Raw genomic sequence first — 26,941 nt, forward strand, 5'->3', positions numbered from 1 at the left:
ACCACCCCCCGAGGAGTTCCCGTGGGCGCACCCACCACCCCGGCCACGACGGGCACGCCGGCCCATTCGGCTCCAGGCGTACCCCCTGCCGACCGGGCCCTGACGCGACCTCGCCGGCGGCTCCTGGCCGCCGCTGCGGCTCTGGTCGCGCTGGCCGCCGTCGGCGCCGGCAGCCTGCTCGACCTGCGCACCCCGGCGCCGAAGCCGGTGGATGCGCCGGCGGGTGAGTTCAGCGCCAGCCGGGCGTACGAGGACGTCCAGGTGATCGCCGCCCGGACGCACGTCGCCGGCAGCCCGGCCAACGACCAGGTCCGCACGCACCTTGAGCAGCAGTTGCGCGGCCTGGGCCTGGAAACCGAGGTGCAGGACACTGTGGCACCAGAGGCCGGCCAGCTCAGCGGGGCGGCGGGCGGGGCGACTCTGGCCCGCGTGCGCAACGTCGTGGCCCGGCTGCCCGGCACCGATTCGACCGGTCGGGTCTTCCTGGCCGCCCACTACGACTCGGTGCAGACCGGGCCGGGTGGCAACGACGACGCCGCCGGCACGTCGGCCATCCTGGAGGTGGCCCGCGCGCTGACCACCGGCCCTCGGCCACGCAACGACATCGTCTTCGTGCTCACCGACGCCGAGGAGGCGTGCCTGTGCGGCGCGGCGGCGTTCGCCACCAGTCACCCGCTGGCCGCCGACGGCGGGGTCGTGCTCAACCTGGAGGCGCGGGGCTCCACCGGGCCGGTGATCATGTTCGAGACGTCCCGGAACAACGCGAAACTGGTGGACGTCTTCGGCCGGGCCGCACCGCACCCGGTCGGCACCTCGTTCGCGGTGGAGATCTACCGGGCGCTGCCCAACGACACCGACTTCACGGCGTTCCTGGACCAGAAGTTCATCGGGCTGAACTCGGCGTACATCGACGGTGGTGCGATCTACCACACACCGTTGGACACGCCGGAGGCCATGGACCGGGGCAGCCTCCAACAGCACGGGGACAACGCGCTGGGCCTGGCCCGGGAGTTCGGCGCGACCGACCTGACCGAGCTGCGCTCCGGGCACGACGCGACCTACTTCCCGGTCCCCGGCGGCCTCGTCCGCTACCCGGGCACACTCACCCTGCCGCTGGCCCTGCTCGCGGTGGCCGCGGTCGCCGCGCTGGGCTGGCTGACCCGTCGGCAGGGCCGGGCCAGCGTCGGCCGGCTCGCCGCCGGCTTCGGGCTGGCCCTGGTGCCGATCGTGGTCGCGCCGGTCGCCGCCCAACTGCTCTGGCTGGCGATCACCGCGATCCGACCGGGGTACGCGGAACTGCTCGACCCGTACCGGCCGATCTGGTACCGCCTGGCCGTCGTGGCGCTCGCCGCCGCCATCCTGTTCGCCTGGTACGCGCTGACCCGCCGCCGGATCGGCCCGGCCGCACTCGCGGTCGGCGGGCTGGCCTGGCTGGCGCTGCTCGGAGTGCTGCTCGCCGTGGCGGTGCCCGGCGGGGCGTACCTCACCACAGTGCCGGCGCTGGCCGGCGCCCTCGGTGGGCTGGTCGCGCTGCGTACCCGGCAGACCGGGCCGTGGCCGGTGGTGGCCGTGACCGCCGCCGCGGCCGTTGGTGTGGTCATCCTGCTGCCCACCGTGGTGCTGCTCTTCCCCGCGCTGGGGATGGGCATGGGCGGGGTTGCCGCGCTGGTCGCGGTGCTGCTCGGTCTGACCGCCCTGCCGGTGGTCGACCTGCTGCACCCGCAGGCCGGCGGCCAGCGCGGCCTGCTGGCACTGCGGGCCCGACGGCTCGGCGTGCTCCCGGCCGCCGCCACGGCCGTGGCGGCGGTGGTGCTCGCCGGGGTCGGGCTGGGCGTCGACCGCTTCGACGCCGACCATCCCGCGCCCACCCACCTGATGTACGCCATGGACGCCGGCACCGGCCAGGCCCGCTGGCTCAGCCACGAGAGTGACCCGCAGTCGTGGACGGACGGCTACGTGGACGGGACGGCCGACGTCGGGGACGACTTCCCCGGGCTCGGCGACGGTGAGCTGCGGGCCGGGCCGGCACAGCCGGCGAACCTGCCGGCCCCGAAGCTGGACGTGGTGGCCGACGCCACGGCTGGTGGAGAACGCACGCTGCGTCTGCGGCTCACCCCGCAGCGGGCCGCCCGGCTCGCCACCCTGCACGTCGACACGTCGACCGCCACCGTGCTGCGGGCCGAGGTCGCCGGGCGGCCGGTGCCGGTGGAGCCCCGCGAGGGCAAGTGGGGCTTCGGGCTGGTGTTCCACGCCCCGCCCACCGAGGGCATCGAGGTCACGTTGACAGTGCGGCCCATCGCCGGGCAGGTGGCGTTGCGGGCCATGGACGCCAGTGACGGGTTGGACGCGCTGCCCGGCTTCCGCGCCCGGCCGCCGGCCGTCGGCGTCGTCGGGTCGCACAGCTCCGAGATGCTGGCGGTCGCCCGCACCTATCCGATCTGACCCGAAGCGGCCCGGCGGAGTTCCTCGTCCGCCGGGCCGCCGCTCTTCGGCGTCAGTGCGGCGCGGCCGGGCCCAGGTCGCTGGGGTCGGTGTTGCCGCCGCAGACGATCACCGCCACCCGCTCCCCCGCCTGCGGCACGTACGCGCCGCCGACCAGCGCGGCCAGCGCGGTGGCGCCACCGAACTCGGCGGCGACCCTCAGCTCCGACCAGAGCAGCCGACGCGCCCGCACCAGATCCTCGTCGCTGACCAGCACGGAGACCACGCCGGTCCGGCGGGCGGTGTCGAACGCGATGTCGCCGATCCGGCGGGCGCCCAGCGAGTCCGTGGCGATACCGCCCACCTCGATGTCGACCGGTCCACCCGCCTTCAGCGCGGAGTGCAGGGTGGGGATCTGCTCGGGCTCGACGGCGACGACACGTACCGACCCGTCGAACCAACTGGCGATGCCGGACACCAACCCGCCGCCGCCGACCGCCACCAGCACGGTGTCGATCCCGTCCACCTGCCGTTCCAGCTCCCGGCCGACGGTGCCCTGACCGGCCACCACCTCCGGCTGGTCGTACGCGTGCACGACCAACGCGCCGGTCTCGTCGGCCCGCTGGGTGCTCGCGGCCAACGCCTCGGCGTAGTGCTGGCCCACCTGGCGCACCTGGGCGCCCAGCCCGGCCAACCGCTGCACCTTCACCGGCGAGGAGGTCACCGGCACGAACACCTCCGCCGGCACGCCCAGCGACCGGGCCGCGTACGCGACCGCGAGGCCATGGTTTCCGCCCGAAGCGGCGATCACCCCCGTCGGCGGCAGCGGCCCCTGGAGCATCCGGTTGAACGCGCCGCGCGGCTTGAACGAGCCGGTGTGCTGGTGCAACTCCAGCTTGAGGCTGAGCTGCCCGGGCACGCCCAGGTCGGCGCCGTCGACAGCGATGACCGGGGTTTCCCGCACCCGCCCCTGCACCAACGCGGCCGCCGCCTCGACGTCGCTTCTGTTCACCATGGGAAACGCCCTTCACTACGACCGTCGTCGGTGAGCCATCCTATGGAGCTTCGCCGGCCATCCTTCGCCGATGCCCTCTGCGACAGTGGCGGGGTCCGCCCACGTCAGCGCGGTGGATGGTCACCGCGGTCGGCGGCGCGCCGCAGCCGGCGGTGTTCGGCGGTCACCACCCCCAGCAGGGCCAGGTCGAGCGCGACCACGGCAACCGCACCGAACTGGTTGACAGTGAAGTTGAAAACCTGCCCGAACAGCAGGTTGACCAGCAGCGCGAGCTTGAAGAACCGGAACGCCTCGGGGCGGTTCGGGCGCAGCAGCCACGCCGCCCGCAGGCTGAGCACCGCCGTGACCAGCGCCGTTGCGGTGACACCGACCACCGCACCCCACTCGCGCTCCTGGTCCAGCTCTCCGGTCACACCGTCCAGCAGCACCGCCACCATGATCAGCACCGGCTCCACGACCAGATAGGCCACCACCAGCCAGACCAGCCAGCGCTGCCTGGTCGCCCAGACGGCGAGATGCCGGAATCGGTCCGCCGCGCGCTGCCAGAACCGGACCGGGGACGGTTCCCGCCGAGGCACCGTGTCCAGCAACTGCTCCATGGCCGCCTTGGTGGCCGGCCCGGCGCCCCGCACGAGATGCCGTACGTCCGCTCTGCGCCGGTCGGTCAGCCCGGCGGGCAGACCGCTGAGCACCATGTCCAGCGCGTTGGCGGTGCGCTCGGCCGAAGTCAGCCGGGACCGGCCGGTACGCCCGCGTACCGCCTGGGTGAGCAGGACGAGCAGGGCGAACGCGACGTAGATGATGGCGGCGGCCGGCGCGTAGAAGTAGTCGGTGCCGGTGGTGACGAACTTGCCCACCTCGTCGATGAACAGCCCGAACCCGATACCGCCGACCACGGCCCCGGCGGTACGCGGCCATTCGCCGAGGAAGACCAGCGGGATCCCCAGGCCGACCGCGAGCAGCAGGCCGCCCCAGAGCACGTGCGCGATGTGCAACCCACCGCCGCCGAGCTGCGGATAGTTGGTGGCCTCCAGGTACGCCCGCAAGGCCAGCACGGTGACCACGCCGGAGAGCACGAACGCCTGGAGGTGGGACGCCGCCTCAACCGCACGGGTCGGCAACCTGGTAGCCACGTGGATCCCTGCCCTCGTTACTGCTCGTCGCCGGTGAGGTGGACGTCGAACTCCACCGGCGCTACCCCACGAGCAAACCACCGCAGCCGTCCGAGACGCGCTGAATGCGGTCCGCCAGCTACACCAGCCGCAATGATCTCATCGCCGCCATCATCTGGCTCCGATGACCGGCACCGCAGTCGAAGTGGCGCACTACCGCGTCACGCTGTGGAACGCGGTAAATGGCGGCGTCGAGAGCAAGGTGCGCTTGAGCGTTGGCCAGTCGCAACTCCACCAGCGGAGCAACGTCCGCCAAGCTCGCCGGCCGAACCGTCAGCATCAGAGTGACCAGGTCTGGACGACGTCGTCAGGGCCCCAGATGAGATCCACGGCCCCGGCCGGGAGGTCGACTCCGGAGCGGCTGACGACGACCAGGCCGCTGGTCCCGGGCTGAAAACCCGGGATCATCGGGGCGTGGCGCCGCAGCTCGTCGAGATGGTGCCGGTCGAATGGGCCGTCCTGCCATTTGATGGAGCCGGCGAACGCGATGCGGGAGGCGATCGGGGCGCGGTCGCCCCCGACAAGATCGATTTCCACGTTGGATTGGCGGTTCCACCAGCCGCCGACCTCCCACGTATCGGTCCAGGGCAAGGCCCCGGCACCGGCGGAGATGGCGAGCGCATCGCGGATGATCGGCTCGACGGCGTTGCCCCGCCAGGTGGACCACCGAAGATCGAGGAGGGCGCGGGCGGCCGCTGTCCGATCGCGCAGAACCAGTTGATGCACATCGCGCAGAATGGCCAGATACAGGCGCAGGTTACTGTCAGCGATCCGGTACTGAGCCAGCTTGCTCGGCTTGGTGGACAGCGGTTTGTCGACAGCGAGAATCTGTTTTTCCTCGACGAGCCGGTGAAGCAGCGGGGACAGGGTGCCGGAGCTGACCGGGCCGCCGCGGTCCCCGGCGGCAGCGGCGATGTTGCTGAACGTGCGGCTACCTGTCCCGCCGACCGCTTCCAAGATGCGCCGGGCAGTGTCCGGAGCGGGAAACTCCGACGCCAGAGACTGTTCAGGGACGGTGAACAATGCTGAAGTCTTGTTGGAGATCTCCTGACTCAGGAAATCGGCGGGTGGCGTGCCCGGGGACCACTCCAGGGCGATACCGGGTAACCCACCAGTGATCAAGTGGGCATCGATCGCGTCCGCGCCGCCCAGCCCCGTCACGGCGGCGGTTTCGGCAGGATTGAACGGGCCGAGAACCATGTTCGCGGCCCTGCCGTAGAAGGGCCGGTCGTACTCGGTGAACCGCTGCATCATGTGCAGATCACTGCCGAGCAGCAGCAGTAGCACTGGCTTGCTGGAGATGAGCCGATCCCAGGCGACCTGAAGGTGCCCGTCGAACGTCGTGTCCTGCTCCGAGATCCAGGGCAGTTCGTCGAGAACGACCACACTCGGCGCATCGGGCAGGACACCCGCCAGGATCCGCAACATGTCTCCCCAGCCACCCGTCGGCGGCTGGGACGGCAGAAGGTCACGACCGCCGGGGGTAAGCAGCGAAGAGTCGCGCAAGGCACCAAGAAAGTAGCCGACCGCTTCGATGCTCGATGCGCCCTTGACCGCGGTGTAGAAGCAGTAGGGCAGATCGACGCGGTCGCACAACTCCTGCACCAGCCGTGACTTGCCCACCTGTCGCCGACCACGGATAGCCACAGAGCGGCCCTCACCGGTGCGCTTCACGTGATCAAGCTGTTTGGTCAGCAGGTCGAGTTCCGTGCGCCGGCCGATGAACATCGACCCTCCCGAAGCTAGATTCAATCTTACTTCGGAACAGTCTACCTAAGCACAGGTCGCTAATGCCGCTCCTACTTCCAGCGGAAGTGCACGAAGAGCCTGCCGAAGTTCTTCGAGTCCTTCTCCACGCGGTGGTAGAGCTGCTTGACGTCCTTCTGGTCGAGGAACCGCAGCACGCGCTTCTTGAGCTGACCGGACCCCTTGCCGGGGATGATCTCGACGAGGGTGGCCTTCTTCGCCACCGCCTCGTCCATGATCCCGCGCAACGCGCGGTCGATGTCCTGGCCCTTGTTGAAGATCTCGTGCAGGTCCAGCTTGAGCTTCATGCCGCAGTCCCCGGCCGGTCAGGTCCCATGTCCGCCATCCTAGGGCCCGTTTCACGAGGACCGGCCGCCCCGCGGCGGGCCCCGAAAGACGAAGGGGCGGCCCCGGAGGACCGCCCCTGCCATGTCACCGTTCCACGCTCAGCGTGTGCCGCCCACCCGGGTCTCCACCCGCTCCAGCGCGATCCGGTAGTCGTCGTTGGTCGCGTACATCGCCGCGGCGATCCGCAGGTGCCGCAGCGCGTCGTTGTGCCGGTTGAGCCGCTCCAGCGTCCGACCGAGCACGTGGTGCGAGTAGTGGTCGCTCGGGTCCCGGTCGACCAGCTCCCGCAGGTGCTCCTCGGCGCGGTTGAGCTGCGCCGACTGGAAGTACGCCCGGGCCAGCAACTGCCGTACTGCCGTGTTGCCGGGTTCGGCGTCGATGATCGGCTCCAGCAGTCGGGCCGCTCCGCTCGGGTCACCGGTTTCGAAGAACATGGTCGCCCGCCGGTAGTCCGCCAGAAGATCCATCTGCCCCACCCCCTCGGGTCGCACCGTCACCTGTTCCGACGCTGGCACAACACCGGGCGTTTGGCGACTGTTCCCGGCAGTCGCGATCGGGTCAGTTGCGGCACCGACAAGGTCAGGTGCGGGCGTCCCGGCGGCCGACGGAGAGCTCCCACGCGCGGACACCGCCGACGATCCCGGCGGTGTTCGGCACCACCACCACGTCGTCGCCCATCCGGGCCAGCTGCTCGGGTCGGATCAGCCGGGAGTTGCCCCCGCCCAGGTAGAGGCGGTCCCAGCGGAACACCGGGCGGAGCCCGTCGACCACCTGCCGGATCCGCCGGGACCAGAAGGCGTCGCCGAGCCGCCGGCGTTCCGGCTCACCCACGTACGTGTCGTAGGTGGTGCCCCACCGCACCGGCGCGTGCGACAGCTCCAGGTGCGGTGCGAGGACCCCGCCGTCGAAGAGCGCGCTGCCCAGCCCGGTGCCCAGGGTCAGCACCAGCTCGCAGCCGGTGCCGGCGACCACCCCGGCGCCGTGCACCTCGGCGTCGTTGAGCACCAGCGCCGGCACCCCGAACGCGTCGGCCAGCGCGCCCCGCGCGTCCCAGCCGGACCACTCGGCGAGCAGATCCGGGTCGACGCGACTGCGGGGGCCGCTGCGGGTCACGTAGTGCGGCGTGGCGACCACCACCCCGTGCCGGATCATTCCGGGTACGCCGACGGTCAGGCGGTCCGCCGTCGGCAGGCGCCCGCCCAGATCGAGCAGGGTCCGGACGAAGAGCTCAGGCGGCAACGGGTACGGCGTGGGCACCCGCAACGGCCGGGCCCGCATCGTTCCCGCCTCGTCGAGCACGGAGGCCTTGATGCCTCCGCCGCCGCAGTCGATCGCGAGTGTGGTCACCACGTCGTTGAGTCTGCCCGCTGCCGGCCGCTCGTATGCGGGGGGCCGGATAGGCTGCCGTCCTGATGAGCGCCACGATGATCGTCAAGGACCTGGCAGCCGGGCACGGCGACCGCCCGCTTTTCGCCGGATTGGACCTGGTGGTCGCCCCCGGTGACGTGATCGGCCTGGTCGGGCCGAACGGGGCCGGCAAGTCGACGCTGCTGCGTACCCTCGCCGGGTTGCTGCCGGTCGAGGCCGGCACCGTGCGACTCAGCCCGCCCTCCGCGAGCGTCGGGCACCTGCCGCAGGAGCCGGAACGGCGGCCGGGCGAGACGGTACGGGACTTCCTGGCCCGACGGACCGGGGTGACCGCCGCGCAGGCGGCGTTGGACGCGGCGACCGAGGCGTTGACCGCCGGGGCGGCGGGTGCTGACGACGCGTACGCCGACGCGCTGGAGCGCTGGCTCGCCCTCGGTGGCGCGGACCTGGACGAGCGCGCCGAGCAGGTGAGCGCCGACCTGGGCCTCGCGGTCGACCTGGACCACCCGACGACCGGGTTGTCCGGCGGTCAGGCGGCCCGGGCGGGGCTGGCGTCGCTGCTGCTCAGCCGCTACGACGTGTTCCTGCTCGACGAGCCGACCAACGACCTGGACCTGGCCGGGTTGGAGCGCCTGGAGGAGTTCGTCACCGGGCTGCGCGCCGGCACGGTGCTGGTCAGCCACGACCGCGAGTTCCTCACCCGCACGGTGACCCGGATTCTGGAGTTGGACCTGCCCCAGCAGCAGGTGCACCACTACGGCGGTGGCTACGCGGCCTACCTGGAGGAGCGCGAGGTGGCGCGCCGGCACGCCCGCGCGGACTTCGAGGAGTACGCCGACACGAAGGCCGGTCTGGAGGCGCGGGCCCGCACCCAGCGTGGGTGGATGGAGAAGGGTGTGAAGAACGCCCGCCGCAAGGCCACCGACAACGACAAGATCGGCCGCAAGTTCCGCAGTGAGTCGAGCGAGAAGCAGGCCGCCAAGGCCAAGCAGACCGAGCGGCTGATCGAACGGCTCGACGTGATCGAGGAGCCGCGCAAGGAGTGGGAGCTGCGGATGGAGATCGCCGCCGCCCCCCGCGCCGGCGCCGTCGTGGCCACGCTGCGAGGTGCTGTGGTACGCCGAGGCGGGTTCACCCTCGGCCCGGTCGACCTCCAGATCGACTGGGCGGACCGGGTGGCGGTGACCGGGGCGAACGGCTCGGGCAAGTCCACCCTGCTGGCCGCGCTGCTGGGGCGGCTGCCGCTGGACGCGGGCACCGCCACACTCGGGCCCGGCGTGGTGATCGGCGAGGTGGACCAGGCCCGAGGGTTGTTCCTCGGCGACGCGCCGCTGATCGACGCGTTCCACGCTGCCGTACCCCACATGTCGCCGGCGGACGCGCGGACCCTGCTGGCCAAGTTCGGGCTGCGTTCGGCGCACGTGCCGCGACCGGCGGCCACCCTCTCCCCCGGCGAGCGGACCCGGGCGGCGCTGGCCCTGCTCCAGGGTCGCGGGGTCAACCTGCTGGTGCTGGACGAGCCCACCAACCACCTGGATCTGCCCGCCATCGAGCAGCTTGAGTCGGCGCTGGCCAGCTACCCCGGAACGCTGCTGCTGGTCACCCACGACCGGCGGATGCTGGCCGCGATCGAGACGAACCGGCGGCTCCGCGTCGACGGCGGGCGGATCGCCGAGGATTGATCCGTGCCGGCGGGCCAGCGCGGGGTGAGAATGACGCCATGCTCAAGTGGGAGTACGCCCTGCTGGTCCGCCGCCGCCAGGCCGCGACCAACGACCTCGGCTGGGAGGTCGTCTTCGTCTGGTACGGCCCGGACGGCTCGATGGTCGACGTGACGCCGTACGGCGACACCGCCCTGGCCCACCTGAACCGGGCCGGTGACCAGGGCTGGGAGTTGGTCGCGATGAGCGAGGACCCGTCCCTGCCCGGCAACAACGAGCTGCACCGCTATCACCTCAAGCGGCCGAAGCCCGCGGAGCCGCCGCCCCGCCAACGGATGCGCGGCGGTCGCCGTACCCTCTCGGGCTGACCCGAGCCGGCTGGCCGGCTCGGCTGGTGACGCGGTGTCTCCTTCGAGCGTGATGCCCCTGAGTCATCTTGATGACTGTGTGGCATCACGACGATTGCCGTCCTGCCCCGCATCCTGCGACACGCCCATGGCCCGCCGCGCCGGAGCAGGCGACGACGAGGACGAGCGGGGCATACCGGGCGCGATTGCGGGTATCGCGCGGCGGGAGGTGGCCCGAATGGTCGCTTTGGCACTGACTCCGCCCTCGGCCGACCGGCTGCGGGCGATCGACGATTCCCTCGCCCAGGCATGGGCGGACCGGGCTCGACACGACGACCGGCTGCGGGGCCTCGCCGTGGAGGTGCGGTTCGACCGGGGGGTGGCCCATCTCAGCGGAGACGTCGCCGAACCGAGCCAGTTACGGCTGGTACGGGACCTGGTGGGCCGGCTGGCCGGCGTCTACGGCATCTGGTGCCGGGTCGGCATCGGTGGGCGGGCGCCGGTGGTCGTGGACCTCGGTTGCGGGCCGACCAAGCAGTGGTCGAGCAACCTGGGGCTGGACATCTATCCGGCGCCGGGGGTGAACGCGGTCGCGGACCTGTCCGGCTCGCTGCCACTCGCGGACAACTCGGTGGACGTCCTGTTCGCGGTGCACATCCTGGAGCACCTGATCGACTTTCTGCCGCTGGTGGACGAGTGTCACCGGGTGCTGCGGCCGGGTGGCGTGCTGCACGTGATGAGTCCCTGGTGGGGGCACGTGAACGCGGTGGCCGACCCGACCCACGTCCGGCTGATGGACGTGCAGACGTTCAAGGGGATCTGCCAGGGCCGCCCACCGGGCACCCCACGGTGGTATCCCCTGCACGCAGGCTGCGACGGCGCCTCGATCTTCGCCGACCTGACTCCGCTCCCACCGGACGCCGACACCGCCCCGAAGTCCCACCTGGCCCGCTTCTTCGACTGACCGGCCGGGCGACGGCTTACGGGGTCCGGGTGGATTCGCGGATTTCCAGGCGGTAGGGGGCGGAGACCTCCTTCGCCGGGGCGGTGCGGTCGCCGTCCAGGCGGTTGGCGAGGAGTTCGACCGCCAGTTGGGCGATCTTCTCTTTGTCCGGGGCGACGGTGCTCAGGGTCGGGATGGAGAACCGGCCGTCCTCGATGTCGTCGAAGCCGACCACCGCCACGTCCTCGGGCACCCGCAGACCCGCCTCGTGCAGCGCGCGTAGGGCACCCAGGGCGAGCGTGTCGTTGAAGCAGAAGACGGCGTCGGGGCGTACGCCGGAGGTGAGCAGGCCCTGCATGGCGGCCGCACCGTCAGCACGGTGCCAGGCCGACGCGGGCGCCACCAGGGCTTCGTCGTAGTCGAGCCCGGCGGCGCGCAGCGCGTCGGCGTAGCCGGCCAGGCGCAGCCGGGCGCTGGCGCCCTCGTCGGTGCGCTGGGAGCCGATGGCGGCGATCCGGCGGTGGCCGAGCTGGATCAGGTGAGCGGTGATCTCCCGGGCCGCGGTCACGTTGTCGATCACCACTCGGTCGGCGGGGCCGTGTTCGACCCGCTCGCCGAGCAGCACCATGGGTGTGCCGTCCAGGCCGGCCAGGTCCTCGGCGGTCAGCGCCAACGGGCTGAAGATGAGCCCGTCGATCAGGTGGTCGGTGATGCCGGAGGCGACCACCCGTTCCTGCTCGCGCCGACCGCCGGTCTGGTCGATCAGCACCGTCCAGCCGTAGGCGGCTGCGGCGTTGACCACGTAGCGGGCCAGCTCGGCGAAGTACGGGATGTCCAGTTCCGGAACGGCCAGCGCGATCACGCCGGTGCGGCCCTTGCGCAGGTGGCGGGCCGAGAGGTTGGGCCGGTAGTTGAGTTCGGCGATCGCCTCCTCGACGCGAGCACGGGTGTCCGGCCGAACGTGCACGTAGCCGTTGACGACGTTGGAGACGGTCTTCACCGACACCCCGGCCCGTTCAGCCACGTCCTTGAGCCTGTGTCGCACTCCGCAACCTCCCCGATGTAACCCAGCGCACCATACCTCGTCATCAGCCCTTTACAACGTTGCCTACAACGTTGTAGAAACGATGGACACCGGGTGAACGGTGACCGCGCTCACCCGGCATCGGCACGAGGAAAGGTGGCACCCCCTTGCGGACCGCGCAGCTGACGATCGACCCGGCCTTCTCCATCGGCCCGGCCGACCGACGCCTCTTCGGCTCATTCGTCGAGCACATGGGGCGGTGCGTCTACGGCGGCATCTACGAGCCCGGCCACCCCAGCGCCGACTCCCGGGGCCTGCGCCGCGACGTGCTGGACCTGACCCGTGAGCTGGGCGTCTCGGTGGTCCGCTACCCGGGCGGCAACTTCGTCTCCGGCTACCGCTGGGAGGACGGGGTCGGCCCCGTCGGCAACCGGCCCCGCCGACTCGACCTGGCCTGGAAGACGATCGAGACCAACGCGTTCGGGCTGGACGAGTTCATGACCTGGGCCGCCGAGGCCGGCGTCGAACCGATGATGGCGGTCAACCTCGGCACGCGCGGGGTCCAGGAGGCACTGGACCTGCTGGAGTACGCCAACCACCCGGGCGGCACGGAGCTCTCCGACCTGCGGCGCAAGCACGGCGCCGAGGACCCGTACGGGGTGCGGCTGTGGTGCCTGGGCAACGAGATGGACGGCCCGTGGCAGGTCGGCCACAAGACCGCCGACGAGTACGGCCGCGTCGCCGCCGAGGCCGCCCGCGCGATGAAGATGATCGACCCGTCGGTCAGCCTCATCGCCTGCGGCAGCTCCAACCGGCGGATGCCCACCTTCGCCTCCTGGGAGGCGACGGTGCTGGAGCACACCTACGAGCACGTCGACTACATCTCGGCGCACACCTACTACGACCCGTCCGACGGCGACCAGGCCAGCATCCTGGCCTCGGCCGTCGACATGGACAACTTCATCACCGAGGTCGTCGCGACCGCCGACCACGTGGCCGCCAAGCAGCGGCACAAGCGCAAGTTGAAGATCTCCTTCGACGAGTGGAACGTCTGGTACGAGTCCCGCCTCCAGGCCGACCTGGACCGGCGCGGTTGGGTCGAGGCTCCGGCGCTGATCGAGGACGACTTCACAGCGGTCGACGCGGTGGTCGTCGGCGACCTGCTGATCACCCTGCTGCGCCACGCGGACCGGGTCGGGGTGGCCGCGCAGGCCCAGCTCGCCAACGTGATCGCGCCGATCCGCACCCGCAACGGCGGCCCGGCCTGGCGGCAGAGCATCTTCCACCCGTTCGCGCTGACTGCCCGGTACGCCCGGGGCACCGTGCTGCGCACCGACCCGGTGTCGCCGCGCTACGACACGAAGAAGTACGGGGACGTGCCGGTGCTCGACACCGTCGCCGTGCACGACGAGGAAACCGGCGAGTTGACCGTCTTCGCGGTCAACCGGGACCAGACGGACCTCGCCTTGGACATCGATTTGCGCGGTCTGCCGGGACTATCCGGTTATTCCTTCCAGAGCATCGCTGCCGGGTCTGACCCGTCGGCGACGAACACCGAGGCCGACCCCGACCGGGTGACGCCTCGGGACCTGCCCACCCCCACCCCCGACGGCGGCCGGTGCACAGTGCGCCTGCCCGCCGTGTCCTGGAGCGTGCTCCGCTTCGGCCCGGCCAACGCGTAGGTGTCACACCGGTTCTGAGCAGGCACAATTCATCCGTCCCCCTCAAGGAGAGATAAAGCATGATCCAGAACGACATGAGCCGGCGTCGCCTGCTCGGCCTCGGTCTCGGACTCGGCGCCGCGGCCTCGCTGACCCTCGCGGGCTGCGGTGGCGGCGACGACAGCGCCTCCGGTCCGGCCGCGGGCAACGGGGGCAAGGAGTACACCGGCCCCAAGGTGGACCTGAAGCTGTGGAACGGCTTCACCGGCGGTGACGGCGAGATCTTCAAGACGCTGGTCAACCAGTTCAACACCGAGCACAAGAACATCGCCGTGTCGGTGGCCACGTACCAGTGGGAGGACTACTACAACAAGCTCCCCGGCGCGGCCTCCAGCGGCAACGGGCCGGACATCGCGGTCATGCACATGGACCAGCTCGCCACCTTCGCCGCCCGCGGCGTGATCACCGAGCTGGACGACGTCGCCAAGAACCTGGAGCTCGCCGAGGGCGACTTCGCCCCCACCGTGTGGAAGGGCGGGCTCTACAACAACAAGCGGTACGGCATCCCGCTGGACATGCACCCGCTGGGCTTCTACTACAACAAGTCCGTCATGCAGAAGGCCGGCCTGGACCCGAACAAGCCGCCGACGACGAAGGACGACTACGTCGCCGCGCTGACCGAGCTGAAGAAGGCCGGCATCCAGGGCTTCTGGGTCAGCCCGTTCCAGTTCACCGGCGGCATGACCTTCTACTCGCTGCTCAACCAGTGGGGCGCCACCCTGTTCGACGCCGAGGTCGCAAAGGCCACCTTCAACTCGGACCCGGCGGTCGAGGCGTGCACCTGGCTGGTCGACATGATCAAGCAGGGCTTCTCGCCGGCCAACGTCGGTCAGGACGCCGACTACCTGTCGTTCAAGAGCGGCAAGAACGCCTTCACCTGGAACGGCATCTGGCAGATCAACGATCTGAAGAAGAGCCCCGAGGTGCAGTGGGGCGTCGCTCCGCTCCCCCAGATCGGCAGCAAGCCGGCGGCCTGGGCCAACTCGCACAACTTCACCATCGTCAAGCAGCGGGCCAACGACGCCAACAAGGTCTCCGGCGCCAAGGTCTTCATCAACTGGCTCAGCGAGCACTCACTGGACTGGGCGAAGGGCGGCCAGATCCCGGCCCGAAAGGCCGTCCGCGAGGGCGCCGAGTTCAAGGCGCTGCCGGAGATCTCGTCGCTCGCCCCCGAGCTGGAGTACGCGGCGTTCCCGCCGGCGGCCCCGGGTCTCGGCGAGGTCATGACCACCTTCTACAACTCCTTCAACGAGGCGGCGCTGGGCAAGAAGTCGCCCAAGCAGGCGCTGGACGACGGTGTGGCGAAGGCCAACAAGCAGCTCGAGGACAACCGCAAGAAGTACGGGAGCTGATACCCCGTGGCGGACGTGATCGAGGTCGGGGCGGCGCGCGGTGACGCGCCGCCCCCGGCGGCCAGGGCTGCCCGTCGGGCCGCCTCGGCGGGTCGGACCAGACGGGCGACGCCATATCTGTTCCTCGCCCCCTACCTGGTCCTGTTCGGGGTGTTCGGCCTGCTGCCGATCATCCTCGGCCTCTGGCTGAGCGTGCACCAGTGGGACTTCCAGCTGCCCAACCGGCCGTTCGTCGGGTTGGACAACTACAAGCAGCTCTTCTCCAGCGACTCCGCCGTCTACGGCGACTGGTGGCAGAGCATCCGGGCCACCGCGATCTTCACTGTGCTGTCGGTGCCGCTGCTGGTGGTCGTACCGCTGGGGTTGGCACTGCTGCTCAACCGGTCCTTCCCGGGCCGGACGTTCTTCCGGGCGATCTACTTCGCTCCGTACGTGCTGGGTGTCGCGGTGATCGGCCTGCTCTGGCGGTTCCTGCTCGACGCCAACCTGGGCCTGGTCAACCGGCTCCTCGGCGTGGTCGGGTTGCCGTCGGACACCCCCTGGGTGACGAACATGCCGTGGGCGTGGATCTCGCTGGTCGGGGTGACCGTCTGGTGGACCTCCGGCTTCAACGCGGTGATCTACCTGGCCGGCCTCCAGGACATCTCGCCGGAGCTGTACGAGGCGGCCCGGATGGACGGCGCGAACGCGTGGCAGCGGTTCCGCAACGTCACGCTGCCCGGGCTGCGGCCGGTGCTGCTCTTCGTGATCACGACGACCGTGCTCGCCTCGGCGAACATGTTCGGCCAGTCGTTCCTGATCACCCAGGGGACGCCCGGCACGGAGACCCGCACTGTGGTGTGGTTCATCGTCGAGGAGGGCCTGCGCAACAACAACGCCGGTCGTGCCGCCGCGATGAGCATCGTGTTCGCCCTGCTGCTGGCGGTCGTGAGCATCGCCAACTTCCGCCTCTTCCGCTACAAGGAAGACTGAGGGGACCGCCATGACGACGCCCACGCCGACCACCGACGGCTCCGCACCGGGGCTGCGCCGGGTCGGGCTCTACGCCACCCTGGTCGCCCTGGCCCTGATCTTCCTGGTCCCGCTGGTGTGGATGGTCATCACCTCACTGAAGACCTACACGGCCGCCCAGCAGATCCCACCGAGCTGGCTGCCGAACCCGCTCGCCGGTTACGGCTACGAGCAGATCCTCAACAACTCGGCGAACCCGGTGCTGCGCTGGTTCCTCAACAGCATGGTGGCCGCCACGCTGCACTCGGCGTTGGTGCTGGTGACCGCCTCGATGGCCGCGTACTCCCTGGCCCGGCTGAAGTTCCGGGGTCGCGGGGTGACCTTCGCACTGATCGTCGGGACGCTGTTCATCCCACCGACCTCGCTGATCATCCCGAACTTCCTGATCGTCGACCAGCTCAACTGGATCGACACCCTCGCCGTGGTCGTGGTGCCCGGCGCGGCCAGCGCGTTCGGGGTGTTCTTCCTGCGGCAGTTCTTCCTCTCCCTGCCGAACGAGCTGGAGGAGGCCGCCACGCTGGACGGCGCCAACCAGTGGCAGATCTTCTACAAGGTGGTGCTGCCGCTGTCCAGGCCGGCGCTGGCCACCCTGGCCGTGCTGTCGTTCCTCACCAACTGGAACGACTTCCTCTGGCCGATCTTCGTGCTGTTCAGCCCGGAGAATCTCACCCTGCCGCCGGGCCTGGGCCTGCTCCAGGGCTCGTACGTCACCGACTACCCGGTGATCATGGCGGGCGCGGTGCTGGCCAGCCTGCCGGTGCTGATCCTCTTCGTGCTGGCCCAGCGGCACATCATCCAGGGTGTCTCCCGCAGCGGTCTGAAGGGATGACGCGTACGACCGCCCGGCGACGTGGCGCGGCGGCGATCGTTCTCGCCGCCGCGTTGCTCGTCGCGGGCTGCTCCGCCGGCACCGAACCCACCCCCACGAGCAGCGGGAGCGACTCCAGCGTGTTCACCAACCCGGTCGTGAAGACCGACGCCCCGGACCCGCAGGCGATCCAGGTGGGCGACACCTGGTACCTGTTCCACACCAACTCCGGCGGCCGCAACGTCCCGGTGCTCACCTCGACCGACCTGGTCAACTGGACCGAGGCCGGGGATGCCCTGCCGGCGCTGCCGGACTGGGCGGACGCCGGGAAGACCTGGGCACCTGAGGCGATCCAGCTCGCACCGGAGGTGTTCCTGCTCTACTACACGGTCGCCGGCCGGGAGTCCGGGCGGCAGTGCGTCGGACGGGCGGTGGCGAGCGCGCCGCAGGGACCGTACTCCGACGACGCGGCCGGCCCGCTGATCTGCCAGGCCGACCTGGGCGGGGCGATCGACGCCAGCCCGTACCGGGACACCGACGGCAGCCTGTGGCTGCTGTGGAAGAACGACGGCAACGCGATCGGGGTGGACACCTGGCTCTGGTCGCAGCGCCTCGCCGACGACGGCCTGACCCTGGTCGGTGAGCCGACGAAGCTGCTGAAGCAGACCGAGCCGTGGGAGGGCACCCTGATCGAAGGGCCGTTCTTCCACCGCCAGGATGGCCGGCTGTACCTGTTCTTTGCGGCCAACGCCTACGACAAGGCCGAGTACGCCGAGGGCTACGCGGTCTGCGAGGGCCCGACCGGCCCGTGCGTGAAGGCAGGCGAGAACCCGATCCTGAAGAGCAACGAGGCGGCCTCGGGCCCCGGCCACGCGTCGATGGTGGTCAAGGACGGGCGAACCTGGCTGCTGTACCACGCCTGGCCGCCGGGCCAGGAGGGCAGCACCGACCCGGGCCGGCAGGTGTGGCTCGACGAGGTGACCTGGGCCGACGGCAAGCCAGTCGTCAAGGGCCCGACGGCCACGCCGCAACCCCGCCCCTGAGCTGGCCGTGCGGAAGGGTCCCGAAGCTGGGGCCCTTCCGCACGTGTCGGTCAGGCGGTCGGCTCGCGGGGGGCCGGGGCAACCGCCGGCTCGTGCTGGGCCAGCCGGTTGCGGCGGTGGCCGTAGCCGAAGTAGATGACCGCGCCGAGCAGCATCCAGGCCAGGAACCGCAGCCAGGTCTCCACCGACAGGTTGAGCATCAGGTAGAAGCAGGCCAGCGCGGAGACGATCGGCAGCACCGGGGAGAACGGCACCCGGAACGGGCGCTCCAGGTCGGGGCGCTTGCGACGCAGGATCGGCACCGCGACCGACACGAGCACGAACGCGCAGAGCGCGCCGATGCTGACCAGGTCGGCCAACGCGGACAGCGGCAGGAAACCGGCCAGCAACGCGACCGCCACCGTCATGATCGCGGAGATCCGGTACGGGGTGCCCCAGCGCGGGTGCACCTTCGCGATCGAGGGCGGGATCAGCCCGTCCCGGGCGATGGCGAACCCGATCCGGCCCATCGCCACCAGGTCGACGAGGATGACGCTGGTCAGGCCAGCGACCGCAGCGATGGAGACCAGCACCGCCGCCCAGCCCGCCCCGACCGACTCGAACGCCGACGCGATCGGGGCGCCCCGGTCGATCTCGGTGTAGGGCACCATTCCGACCACCACGAGCGAGACGCCGATGTAGAGCACTGTGGAGATCAACAGCGTGCCGAGCAGACCCAGCGTGAGGTCCCGCTTGGGCTTCCGGGTCTCCTCACCCAGGTTGGCCACGGCCTCGAAGCCGGTGTACGCGAAGAAGACCACCGCGGCGGCGCTGAGCACCCCCACGAAGCCGAAGACCGACGGCTCCAGCCCGAAGAGCGCCTGCGTGACCGGTTGCTTGATGCCGTCGTCGCCGCTGCCGGCGGGCTCGGCCGGTGGGATGAACGGGGTGAGGTTCGCGGCCTTGACGAAGAACAGGCCGGCGACCACCACGAAGACGCAGATGGCCACCTTGACCAGCACCAGCAGGTTGGTGATCCGGGCGGATTCCCGGATGCCGACGATCGCGACGATGCCGAGGATCAGCACGATGGCGATGGCGCCGATGTTGACAGTGCTGCCCTCCTCGCCGAACCAACGGGTCGGCAGGTCGAGCAGTTCGGCCAGGTAGCCGGACCAGCCGCGGGCCACCACGGCGGCGCCGAGTGCGAACTCCAGCAGCAGGTCCCAGCCGATGATCCAGGCGACGATCTCGCCCATCGTGGCGTACGCGTAGGTGTAGGCGCTGCCGGCGGTCGGCACGCTGGAGGCCAGCTCGGCGTAGCAGAGCGCGGCCAGCAGGGCGACCATGCCGGCGATGGCGAAGGAGATCACCACGCCCGGGCCGGCGCTGTCGCGGGCCTCGATTCCGGTGAGGGTGAAGATGCCGGTGCCGATCACGATGCCGATGCCGAAGCCGGTGAGGTCGATCGCACCGAGCCGCCTCTTCAGCCCCAGCTGGCCGTCACTGCCGTCCGCCTCACCTTGAGCTATCACGTCCTTGATCGGTTTTGTGCGCAGCACGGACATGCGCTCACCCCTCCCACCACCGTGCGACCACCCCCGTGGCGGCCGGTGACCGGCGTTGCTACCCAGCGACAGGAATGGTCAACCACGAGCCCTTGCGGTAACGGCCCGACTGTGAAAATTTCCTACCAGCGGTAGATAGCCGTCGGCGAATCTTGCCGAGGGTGCCGCGCTCATCACACGGGAGCCCCAACGGAGGGACACACCGCATGAAGCCAACTCGCCTCGCAGCCGCCGGGCTGATCACCACCCTGCTCGGCAGCCTCGTCGCCGCCGCCCCCGCGAACGCGGCGCCCGACACGGCCAGCGCCACCAGCACCTCCAGCACCAGCTGCACCACCGACCCCGCCACACCGAAGCGGCAGTTCCGGGCCATGTGGATCTCGTCGGTGGTCAACATCGACTGGCCCAGCAAGGCGTCCCAGACCAGCCCGGACCGGGTCGCCGCCCAGCAGGCCGAATATCGGGAACTGCTCGACCTCGCCGAGCGGCTGAACCACAACGCCGTCGTGGTGCAGGTCCGGCCGACCGCCGACGCGCTCTGGCCGTCGCCGCACGAGCCCTGGTCGGAGTACCTGACCGGCACCCGTGGACAGGACCCGGGCTGGGACCCGCTGGCGTTCCTGGTCGACGAGTCGCACAGGCGCAACCTGGAATTCCACGCCTGGTTCAACCCGTACCGCGTCTCCATGCCGGCCCCCGGCGGCGCCGGCGCGGACCTCAACCTGCTCGCCCCCGGCCACCCGGCCCGGCAGCACCCCGACTGGACCTTCGCCTACCCGCCGGCCGGCGTGGCCGGCAGCCGGCTCTACTACAACCCCGGACTCCCCGAGGTACGCGAGTTCGTGCAGACCGCGATGATGGACGCGGTCAGCCGGTACGACGTCGACGGCGTGCACTTCGACGACTACTTCTACCCCTACCCCAGTGGCAGCTACCAGGTGCCCGACGACGCCGCCTTCGCCGCACACAACCGGGGCTTCACCGACCGGGCGGACTGGCGGCGGGACAACATCAACCTGCTGATCCAGGAGATGAACGGCAAGATCAAGGCGGCGAAGCCGTGGGTGAAGTTCGGGGTCAGCCCGTTCGGCATCTGGCGCAACCAGACCGCCGACCCGCTCGGCTCGGACACCACCGGCAGCCAGTCGTACGACATCATCTCCGCCGACACCCGCAAGTGGGTCAAGCAGGAGTGGATCGACTACGTGGTGCCGCAGCTCTACTGGTACATCGGCCAGTACCCGGCCGCCGACTACGCGCGACTCGTCCCGTGGTGGGCCGAGACGGTGCGCGGCACCCGCGTGCAGCTCTACATCGGCCAGGCCGACTACAAGAGCGGCGACCCGGCGTACGGGCCGTTCTGGCAGAACCCGCGCGAGCTGTCCGACCACCTGACGCTCAACCGGTCGTACCCGGAGGTGCAGGGCAACGTGCACTTCTCCGCCGTCCAGGTGCGGGCCAACCGCCTCGGCGCCACCGACATCTACGCGGCCGAGCACTACTCCCGGCCCGCGCTGGTGCCGGCCATGACGCACCTGCCGGCCAAGCCACTGCTCTTCCCGGTGGTCACCAAGGCGGCCCGACAGGCAGACGGCGGAGTACGGCTGACCTGGCGCCAGCCGGCGGACGGCGCCGGGCCATTCGGCACCGCCACCTCGTACGCGATCTACCGTTTCGACGGCACCACAGTGCCCGGTCGGTGTGCCACGGCGGACGCCGCGCACCTGGTCGACACCGTCCGGGCCACGCCCGGCGGGGCACAGTCCTGGGTGGACACCTCGGCCGTGCCCGGTAAGCGCTACACCTACCAGGTGACCGCGCTGGACCGGTCGGCCAACGAGAGCCCGGCCAGCCCGCCGGCATTCGTCCTGCGCTGACCCGTTCTCCCGAATGCCCCGGGCGCCTCGTGTGCCCGGGGCATTCGTCTGTTTGAACGCATGTCACCAATAGTTGGCGAGGCACATACCGAGCAGTTGATCAGTTGATCGAAACTGATCGACATCCGGTGACCCGCCGGTAACTTCGGTCCCACCCGCCCACCCCCGCGGAGGTAACCCGTGCCCCGACGTCTCGCCACCCTGTTCGCCTCGGGCGCGCTCGCGCTGCTCGCCACCCTCGTCATCGCCTCCCCCGCCGCCGCCGTCACCCCCGCAGAGAAGCTGTCCGTGCTGTCCAGTTGGACGCAGACCAGCTCGTCCAGCTACAACGCCTGGAACAGTGCCCGGGTCAACCGGGCCCCCTGGGCCGAGTACAACTTCAACTGGTCCACCGACTACTGCTCGTCCAGCCCGGACAACCCGCTCGGGTTCACCTTCAACCTGGGCTGCTACCGGCACGACTTCGGCTACCGCAACTACAAGGCGGTCGGCCAGTTCCCCGCCAACAAGTCCCGACTGGACAGCGCCTTCTACGAGGACCTGAAGCGCGTCTGCACCAGGTACAACGCGGTCGTCCGACCGGCCTGCTACAGCCTCGCCTGGACCTACTACCAGGCGGTCAGCGTCTTCGGTTCCGTGGCGGCCGTACAGCAGGCCGACATCGACCGCGCCGCGAAAATGAAGGCCAAGGCCGAAGCCGCAGCCGCCGCAGCCCGCGCCTAACCCCACCCCAACCCCAACCCCCTTGGCGGCGTTGATCAAGAGGTTTCGGTCACCGGGAGCCTGTTTCCTGACGCAAATCTCTTGATCAACAAAGCTGAGGGGTGGGGGTGCGTGGGGCCGGGTGGGGTTAGGCGCGTTCGGTTCGGGTTGCCGGGTGGCGGTCCGGGTCGGCGGGACGACGGGGGGTTGGCTGGGACAGGCCGGTGCTGAAGCGGGTCGAGTCGGCCGCCAGGTCCGGGTGTTCCACGTCGAGGGCCAGCGCCGCCGCCTCGTCCAGCCCCAACTCGGCACCCTCGCCGTACGCGTCGTCGAAGGCCGCGTCGCCCAGCACCGTACGCAGCTGCGCCTGCTGCTCCGCCCAGTAGCCGCCGTAGATGCCCGGGGTCGCCCGCATGCTCGCCCGGGTGGCCTGCGCCGCCCCGAACAGGCGAGCCGCGGTCAACCGGTCCCCGCCGATGGCGCAGCGCACCGCGACCGCGTTCAACGTGTCGCATGCCCGGCCGTGGTAGCCGTGACCCATCCGGGAACGCAGCGCCACCAGCAGGTGCTCGTGTGCGGCGACGACGTCGCCCCGGGCCAGCGCGACCATCCCGAGCAGCATGTCCACCGAACGCCGACCCCGCTCCACAGGCCGGGCCGCCTCCACCGGGCGGACCGCCCCGAGCAGGTCGGCCGCCTCCTCCAGGGCACCCCGCCGCCACAGCAGCTCGGCCAGGCTGAACACCGCGAACAGCGCTTCGCCGACCACGTCCTGCCCGTGCGCCCAGTCGATGACCTCCCGGCACACCCGCTCGGCCTCGACGAACTGCCCCATGTCCACCAGTGGCGCGGCCCTGCCGGCGAGCACCCGGGCCAGCAAGCCGGCGTCACCGGCCTGACGGGCGGCTGCCTCCGCGCGCTGTGAGTAGCGCAGCTCCTCCGCGAACTCGCCGTCGGCGCCGGCGTGCAGCGAGTGCATGTGGTACGCCGCCGCCAGCTCCGCCTCCGGGATCCGCTCGCCCGTTTCGGCGATCCGCCCGTACAGCCGGAACAACCACAGCCGCCCCTCCCGGGCCAGGCCCCGCTCAAGCCACCACTGGTCCAGGCCACCAGCCAGACCGAGACCGGCACGGGCACTGCCACCGGTGGCGCACCATCGCAGCGCGGCGCGCAACTCCCCGGCCAACGGGTCCAGGGCGTACAACGACAACGTGACGGGCCGGCCGTCCTGGCCCAGGTGTGCCTGGCCCAGCGCATGCGCCGACCAGGCCACGTGCCGGTTCCGGGCGGCCTGCTCCTCACCCGCCTCGGCCAACCGCCGCGCCGCGTACGCCCGGATGGGGTCGAGCATCCGGTAGGTGCTGCCCGCCGCACGCGGCTCGGCCAGGACCATCGATTTGTCCACCAGCACCGACAGCGGGTCCAGCGGGTCGTCGCCCAGCAGCCACTCCACCGTGCCGAGGTCAACCGGCCCGGCGAAGACCGCCAGCCAGCGCAGCAGGCGGGCGGCCCGGGGCCCCAGCGTCCGGTACGACCAGGTGACGGTGGCCTGCATGGTCAGGTGCCGCTCGGTGGCCGAGCGATGCACCGCCCTGGTCGCCGGGCTGGGCGGTGTCGCGCCCGCCGCCGCCGCGACCAGGTCCACGGTGTCCTGCTGGTTGCCGGACCAGCCCCGCTCCACCGGCGGCGGCTCCGGGTCTTCCCGGCCGGCGTCCAAGGTGCCGAGCACGTCGTCCAGTCGCTCGGCGAGCTGGCCGACGGAGAGCACCCGCAGCCGGGCTGCGGCCAACTCGATGGCGAGCGGCAACCCGTCGAGCCGCTGCACCACCCGACGCAGATCGGCCGACTCGGCCGGGTCCGGCTGCCGGCCGCCGCGCGCCGCCGCCGTCCGGTCCAACAGGAGCGCCACCGCGTCGCTCTCCGCGCCGTCCGGCCGCGGGTCGACCGAGAGCGGCGGGATCCGCCACACCACCTCGCCCGGCAGGCTGAACGACTCCCGACTGGTGGCCAGCACCCGTACGCCGCTCCCACCGGACAGCAGCCGCGCGATCACCTCCGCGCAGGCGGCCGGTTGGGTGTCGCAGGTGTCCAGTACGACCAGCATGCGGCGGTTGGCCGCGTACTCGACCAGGGTGTCCAGCATCGGCCGGCCCGGCTCGGGTCGCAGGCCGAGCACCGCGGCGATCGCGAACGCCACCAGCCCCGGGTCGGTCACCGCGGCGATGTCGACGAACCAGACCCCGTCCGGGTACGCCTCGACGACGCCGCTGGCCAGCTCCACAGCGAGGCGGGTCTTGCCCGCGCCGCCCGCCCCCAGCACGGTGACCAGGCGGTGTTGTCGCACCAACAGGCCCAGCTCGACGCGCTCGGTCTGCCGACCGACGAACGAGGTCACCTGGGTCGGCAGGTTGTGCGGCACCGTGTCGGCGGTGCGGGGCCGGGGGAACTGCCGCTCCAGGCCCGGTGCGATGAGTTGGAACAGCCGCTCCCGGTCGTCGAAGCCGCGCAACCGGTGCAGGCCCAGGTCGAGCAGGGTCGCACCGGGCGGCAACGGTTCGGCCCGACGGGCGGTGGACGCCGAGCAGAGCACCTGCCCACCGTGGGCGGCGGCGGCCACGCGGGCGGCCCGGTGCACCTCGGGGCTGGCGTACTCGCCGTCGCGCGGCTCGGCGTAACCGGTGTGCAGGCCCATCCGCACCCTGGGTGCGGCTTCCGCTGTGGGCCAGTCGTGGTTGGACAATGCCCGTTGGGCGGTCAGGCAGGCGGTCAGCGCCGAGGCCGGGTCCTCGAAGGCCAGGAAGAACGAGTCGCCCTCGGTCAGCAGCTCCGCGCCACCCGTGCTGGCCAGCGTCCGGCGCAGCAACCGCCGATGCTCAGCGAGCACCGGTCGGTAGTCCGGACCGAGCAGTTGGGCCAGCCGGGTCGAGCCCTCGATATCGGTGAACACGAAAGTCACCCAACCGCTCGGGAGCTGGATCCGTGGCGACATGCGTGGAACCTCCGCCCGTGACGTCGGATTCATGCTGCCTGAATCCGAGCGATCACGCATCGTGAGAACGGCCGGGCAGGTGCCGCCTCAAGGTGCCACTCGGACCCGCTCCCGGCAAGGACTGTCCACCAGGCGGCGGCGAACTGGCCCGATCAGCAGCCGCAGGCGCCACCGCAGCAGCCACCACCGGCGGGCGCCGGAGCACCACCGGCGGAACCACCTCGGCCGGTGACCGCGACGGCGGAAAGCAGCTTGACCGTGTCGGCGTGTCCCTGTGGGCAGGTGGCCGGCTCACCGGCCGCAGCCATCGAACGGTTGACCTCGAAGGTGTCTCCGCAGGCGCGGCAGCGGAACTCGTACCGGGGCATGGCACCCAGGGTACGTGGATCTGGCATTCGGCGGGGCATGGGTGATACTCGAAGGGTGGTGGACGGTGAGGACGACACGCGTGTGCAACCGTTACGACCGGCCGCGCCGCTGGACGGCCCACTGGAGGGCTCGGGGGCCGCGCCCGATCCGGTGCGCGCGGTGCCCCGTCCCCGCAGGCCATGGCTGAGCGGACGGTCCGGGACTGGGCCGACCACACCAGCGGCCACACCCGCACCGACCGCCCCCGACCCGGCCGCGAAGGTCGAGGCCACCACGGTCGCAGACCCGAAGACAGCGGACCCGAAGACAGCGGACCCGAAGATCGCGGACGCCACGGTGGAGGACGCGAAGGCGGACGCCGTGGCCGACGATGCGAAGGCCGCCGCCGTGGCCACCGCGGATCCGGCGAAGACCATGGTGGACGGCGTACCCGTCGTGCCGGCATCCGATCCCGCCCGGCGGCGGCGGGTGCCGTTCGCGCACGCGGTACGGCTGGAGCCACGCCGGGCAGCGGCCTCCGCGGCCCACGCGACCCGCGCCTGGGCTCGTCGACCGAGCGGTCGGCTCACCCTGCCCGGTGTGTTCCTGCTGGCACTGGTGGCCGCGACCGCGGCGGCGGGCGCGCTGCTCGTGCCGGCCACCATCCGCGCACCGCGCCCGGTCGCGGCCGACTCCTCCGCTACGCCGGCCGTACCGCCAGCGGCGCCGTCCGGCTTCCCCACCGGGCCGCTGCCCACCGGGCCGGTGCCGACCGCGCCGCTGCCCAGCGGTGGGCTGCCCGGTGGCGGCCTCCCCGGCAGTGGGCTGCCGACCGGGCCCGCCATCGGGCCGGTGGTCGGGGGTCGACCGTCGGACGCTCTGGCCGGTTGGGCTCAGCAGGTCGGTGCCAAGGTCGGTGTCCCCGCGACCGCCATGCAGGCGTACGGGTACGCCGAGCTGGTGCTCGCCCAGACCAACCGCAGCTGCGCATTGAGCTGGACCACGCTGGCCGCGATCGGCAAGGTCGAGTCGGGGCACGGCTCGGCCAACGGCGCGCGGTTGGGGCCGGACGGCATGGCGCTGCCGAAGATCATCGGGCTGCCTCTGGACGGCAAGGACGGCCGGATGCGGATCATCGACACCGACCGTGGGGCGCTCGACGGAGACCCGGACCTCGACAAGGCGATCGGGCCGATGCAGTTCATCCCGACCACCTGGCAGGAGATCGGCGCGGACGCCGACAACGACGGCAAGAAGGACCCGCACGACCTGGACGACGCCGCCCTGGCAGCGGGGAACTACCTCTGCAAGGGTGGCCGAAACCTGAGCATTCCGGGCGACTGGTGGAACGCGATCCTCTCCTACAACGACGTGCGGCGCTACGCCCAGGCCGTCTTCGACACCGCGAACCAGTACGGACGGGCCAGCCGCTAGTGAAGTGATCGTCTCGATACGTTGGAGAACTGGACACTTCCCCCCGGCCTCTGTTAGCGGCAAG

Annotated in this window: 22 protein-coding genes; 12 read left to right on the forward strand and 10 right to left on the reverse strand. The window is 71.0% G+C overall.

Annotation, left to right across the window (positions count from 1 at the left end; genetic code table 11):
- Positions 1–21 precede the first annotated feature (21 nt).
- Complete coding sequence (locus CLT68_RS03455) at positions 22–2,442, forward strand: M28 family peptidase (protein WP_486482063.1); 2,421 nt, start codon at positions 22–24, stop codon at positions 2,440–2,442.
- Between the two features lie 52 nt (positions 2,443–2,494).
- Here CLT68_RS03455 and CLT68_RS03460 read toward each other — a convergent pair whose 3' ends face one another.
- From CLT68_RS03460 to CLT68_RS03490, 6 genes are all read right to left on the reverse strand, one after another.
- Positions 2,495–3,436 carry a threonine/serine dehydratase gene (locus tag CLT68_RS03460; RefSeq protein ID WP_099848790.1) on the reverse strand — a complete coding sequence of 314 codons (942 nt, stop codon included), beginning with the start codon at positions 3,434–3,436 and terminating at the stop codon, positions 2,495–2,497.
- Positions 3,437–3,540: 104 nt separating this feature from the next.
- Positions 3,541–4,557, reverse strand: coding sequence for a hypothetical protein (locus tag CLT68_RS03465; protein ID WP_199177203.1), 1,017 nt, complete (start codon positions 4,555–4,557; stop codon positions 3,541–3,543).
- 330 nt (positions 4,558–4,887) lie between these two features.
- Positions 4,888–6,336: an ATP-binding protein gene (locus CLT68_RS03475; protein WP_099848793.1), complete on the reverse strand. Its 1,449-nt coding sequence runs from the start codon at positions 6,334–6,336 to the stop codon at positions 4,888–4,890.
- 71 nt (positions 6,337–6,407) lie between these two features.
- Positions 6,408–6,662 carry a Smr/MutS family protein gene (locus CLT68_RS03480; protein ID WP_007465523.1) on the reverse strand — a complete coding sequence of 85 codons (255 nt, stop codon included), beginning with the start codon at positions 6,660–6,662 and terminating at the stop codon, positions 6,408–6,410.
- A gap of 138 nt (positions 6,663–6,800) precedes the next feature.
- On the reverse strand, positions 6,801–7,169 hold the full coding sequence (locus CLT68_RS03485) for a tetratricopeptide repeat protein (protein ID WP_099848795.1): 369 nt from the start codon (positions 7,167–7,169) through the stop codon (positions 6,801–6,803).
- 112 nt (positions 7,170–7,281) lie between these two features.
- Positions 7,282–8,052 carry an ROK family protein gene (locus CLT68_RS03490; protein ID WP_088950313.1) on the reverse strand — a complete coding sequence of 257 codons (771 nt, stop codon included), beginning with the start codon at positions 8,050–8,052 and terminating at the stop codon, positions 7,282–7,284.
- A 62-nt stretch (positions 8,053–8,114) separates the two neighbouring features.
- Between CLT68_RS03490 and CLT68_RS03495 the strand changes: the two genes are divergently transcribed.
- From CLT68_RS03495 to CLT68_RS03505, 3 genes are all read left to right on the forward strand, one after another.
- Positions 8,115–9,752 carry an ABC-F family ATP-binding cassette domain-containing protein gene (locus tag CLT68_RS03495; protein ID WP_099848797.1) on the forward strand — a complete coding sequence of 546 codons (1,638 nt, stop codon included), beginning with the start codon at positions 8,115–8,117 and terminating at the stop codon, positions 9,750–9,752.
- Between the two features lie 38 nt (positions 9,753–9,790).
- On the forward strand, positions 9,791–10,099 hold the full coding sequence (locus CLT68_RS03500; RefSeq protein ID WP_088950315.1) for a hypothetical protein: 309 nt from the start codon (positions 9,791–9,793) through the stop codon (positions 10,097–10,099).
- 217 nt (positions 10,100–10,316) lie between these two features.
- The gene (locus CLT68_RS03505; RefSeq protein WP_099856745.1) at positions 10,317–11,042 is read left to right on the forward strand and encodes a BON domain-containing class I SAM-dependent methyltransferase; all 726 of its coding nucleotides are present in this window, start codon (positions 10,317–10,319) and stop codon (positions 11,040–11,042) included.
- A 16-nt stretch (positions 11,043–11,058) separates the two neighbouring features.
- Here CLT68_RS03505 and CLT68_RS03510 read toward each other — a convergent pair whose 3' ends face one another.
- A complete protein-coding gene (locus CLT68_RS03510; RefSeq protein WP_099848799.1) occupies positions 11,059–12,066 on the reverse strand; it encodes a LacI family DNA-binding transcriptional regulator in 1,008 nt (335 codons plus the stop codon).
- Positions 12,067–12,212: 146 nt separating this feature from the next.
- Here CLT68_RS03510 and arfA point away from each other — a divergent pair, with 146 nt between their 5' ends.
- From arfA to CLT68_RS03535, 5 genes are read left to right on the forward strand one after another with little or no spacing between them, the layout of a single operon-like run.
- A complete protein-coding gene (gene arfA / locus CLT68_RS03515) occupies positions 12,213–13,727 on the forward strand; it encodes an arabinosylfuranosidase ArfA (protein WP_099848801.1) in 1,515 nt (504 codons plus the stop codon).
- Positions 13,728–13,786: 59 nt separating this feature from the next.
- Complete coding sequence (locus CLT68_RS03520) at positions 13,787–15,118, forward strand: ABC transporter substrate-binding protein (RefSeq protein ID WP_088950319.1); 1,332 nt, start codon at positions 13,787–13,789, stop codon at positions 15,116–15,118.
- A 6-nt stretch (positions 15,119–15,124) separates the two neighbouring features.
- Positions 15,125–16,090, forward strand: coding sequence for a carbohydrate ABC transporter permease (locus CLT68_RS03525; RefSeq protein WP_099848803.1), 966 nt, complete (start codon positions 15,125–15,127; stop codon positions 16,088–16,090).
- Positions 16,091–16,100: 10 nt separating this feature from the next.
- Positions 16,101–16,958: a carbohydrate ABC transporter permease gene (locus CLT68_RS03530; RefSeq protein WP_172862114.1), complete on the forward strand. Its 858-nt coding sequence runs from the start codon at positions 16,101–16,103 to the stop codon at positions 16,956–16,958.
- Positions 16,955–17,980 (forward strand): glycoside hydrolase family 43 protein, encoded by a 1,026-nt coding sequence (locus CLT68_RS03535; protein WP_099848805.1) that lies wholly within the window; start codon positions 16,955–16,957, stop codon positions 17,978–17,980. Before CLT68_RS03530 ends, CLT68_RS03535 begins: the two co-directional genes overlap by 4 nt.
- A gap of 50 nt (positions 17,981–18,030) precedes the next feature.
- Here CLT68_RS03535 and CLT68_RS03540 read toward each other — a convergent pair whose 3' ends face one another.
- Complete coding sequence (locus CLT68_RS03540; RefSeq protein WP_088950322.1) at positions 18,031–19,527, reverse strand: amino acid permease; 1,497 nt, start codon at positions 19,525–19,527, stop codon at positions 18,031–18,033.
- Between the two features lie 206 nt (positions 19,528–19,733).
- Here CLT68_RS03540 and CLT68_RS03545 point away from each other — a divergent pair, with 206 nt between their 5' ends.
- Together CLT68_RS03545 and CLT68_RS03550 are read left to right on the forward strand one after the other, a co-directional pair.
- Positions 19,734–21,404 carry a family 10 glycosylhydrolase gene (locus CLT68_RS03545; protein ID WP_099848807.1) on the forward strand — a complete coding sequence of 557 codons (1,671 nt, stop codon included), beginning with the start codon at positions 19,734–19,736 and terminating at the stop codon, positions 21,402–21,404.
- 180 nt (positions 21,405–21,584) lie between these two features.
- On the forward strand, positions 21,585–22,127 hold the full coding sequence (locus CLT68_RS03550; protein ID WP_099848809.1) for a phospholipase: 543 nt from the start codon (positions 21,585–21,587) through the stop codon (positions 22,125–22,127).
- Positions 22,128–22,254: 127 nt separating this feature from the next.
- Here the strand turns inward: CLT68_RS03550 and CLT68_RS03555 are convergent, their stop codons facing one another.
- Together CLT68_RS03555 and CLT68_RS03560 are read right to left on the reverse strand one after the other, a co-directional pair.
- Positions 22,255–25,095 carry an ATP-binding protein gene (locus tag CLT68_RS03555; protein WP_099848811.1) on the reverse strand — a complete coding sequence of 947 codons (2,841 nt, stop codon included), beginning with the start codon at positions 25,093–25,095 and terminating at the stop codon, positions 22,255–22,257.
- Between the two features lie 152 nt (positions 25,096–25,247).
- A complete protein-coding gene (locus CLT68_RS03560; RefSeq protein WP_088950326.1) occupies positions 25,248–25,463 on the reverse strand; it encodes an FmdB family zinc ribbon protein in 216 nt (71 codons plus the stop codon).
- 55 nt (positions 25,464–25,518) lie between these two features.
- On the opposite strand from CLT68_RS03560, the gene CLT68_RS03565 reads away from it, so the two are divergent.
- On the forward strand, positions 25,519–26,877 hold the full coding sequence (locus CLT68_RS03565; RefSeq protein ID WP_099848814.1) for a lytic transglycosylase domain-containing protein: 1,359 nt from the start codon (positions 25,519–25,521) through the stop codon (positions 26,875–26,877).
- Positions 26,878–26,941: the final 64 nt, after the last annotated feature.

The sequence above is a fragment of the Micromonospora sp. CNZ299 genome, assembly GCF_002754415.1.

Bases quoted from the DNA above. Each gene is read 5' to 3' on its own strand.
- CLT68_RS03505 (WP_099856745.1), top strand. From the start codon at position 10,317: ATGGTCGCTTTGGCACTGACTCCGCCCTCGGCCGACCGGCTGCGGGCG.
- CLT68_RS03485 (WP_099848795.1), bottom strand. From the start codon at position 7,169: ATGGATCTTCTGGCGGACTACCGGCGGGCGACCATGTTCTTCGAAACC.
- CLT68_RS03545 (WP_099848807.1), top strand. From the start codon at position 19,734: ATGAAGCCAACTCGCCTCGCAGCCGCCGGGCTGATCACCACCCTGCTC.
- CLT68_RS03520 (WP_088950319.1), top strand. From the start codon at position 13,787: ATGATCCAGAACGACATGAGCCGGCGTCGCCTGCTCGGCCTCGGTCTC.
- CLT68_RS03460 (WP_099848790.1), bottom strand. From the start codon at position 3,436: ATGGTGAACAGAAGCGACGTCGAGGCGGCGGCCGCGTTGGTGCAGGGG.
- CLT68_RS03495 (WP_099848797.1), top strand. From the start codon at position 8,115: ATGAGCGCCACGATGATCGTCAAGGACCTGGCAGCCGGGCACGGCGAC.
- CLT68_RS03475 (WP_099848793.1), bottom strand. From the start codon at position 6,336: ATGTTCATCGGCCGGCGCACGGAACTCGACCTGCTGACCAAACAGCTT.
- CLT68_RS03530 (WP_172862114.1), top strand. From the start codon at position 16,101: ATGACGACGCCCACGCCGACCACCGACGGCTCCGCACCGGGGCTGCGC.
- CLT68_RS03540 (WP_088950322.1), bottom strand. From the start codon at position 19,527: ATGTCCGTGCTGCGCACAAAACCGATCAAGGACGTGATAGCTCAAGGT.
- CLT68_RS03535 (WP_099848805.1), top strand. From the start codon at position 16,955: ATGACGCGTACGACCGCCCGGCGACGTGGCGCGGCGGCGATCGTTCTC.
- CLT68_RS03560 (WP_088950326.1), bottom strand. From the start codon at position 25,463: ATGCCCCGGTACGAGTTCCGCTGCCGCGCCTGCGGAGACACCTTCGAG.
- CLT68_RS03480 (WP_007465523.1), bottom strand. From the start codon at position 6,662: ATGAAGCTCAAGCTGGACCTGCACGAGATCTTCAACAAGGGCCAGGAC.
- CLT68_RS03555 (WP_099848811.1), bottom strand. From the start codon at position 25,095: ATGTCGCCACGGATCCAGCTCCCGAGCGGTTGGGTGACTTTCGTGTTC.
- CLT68_RS03500 (WP_088950315.1), top strand. From the start codon at position 9,791: ATGCTCAAGTGGGAGTACGCCCTGCTGGTCCGCCGCCGCCAGGCCGCG.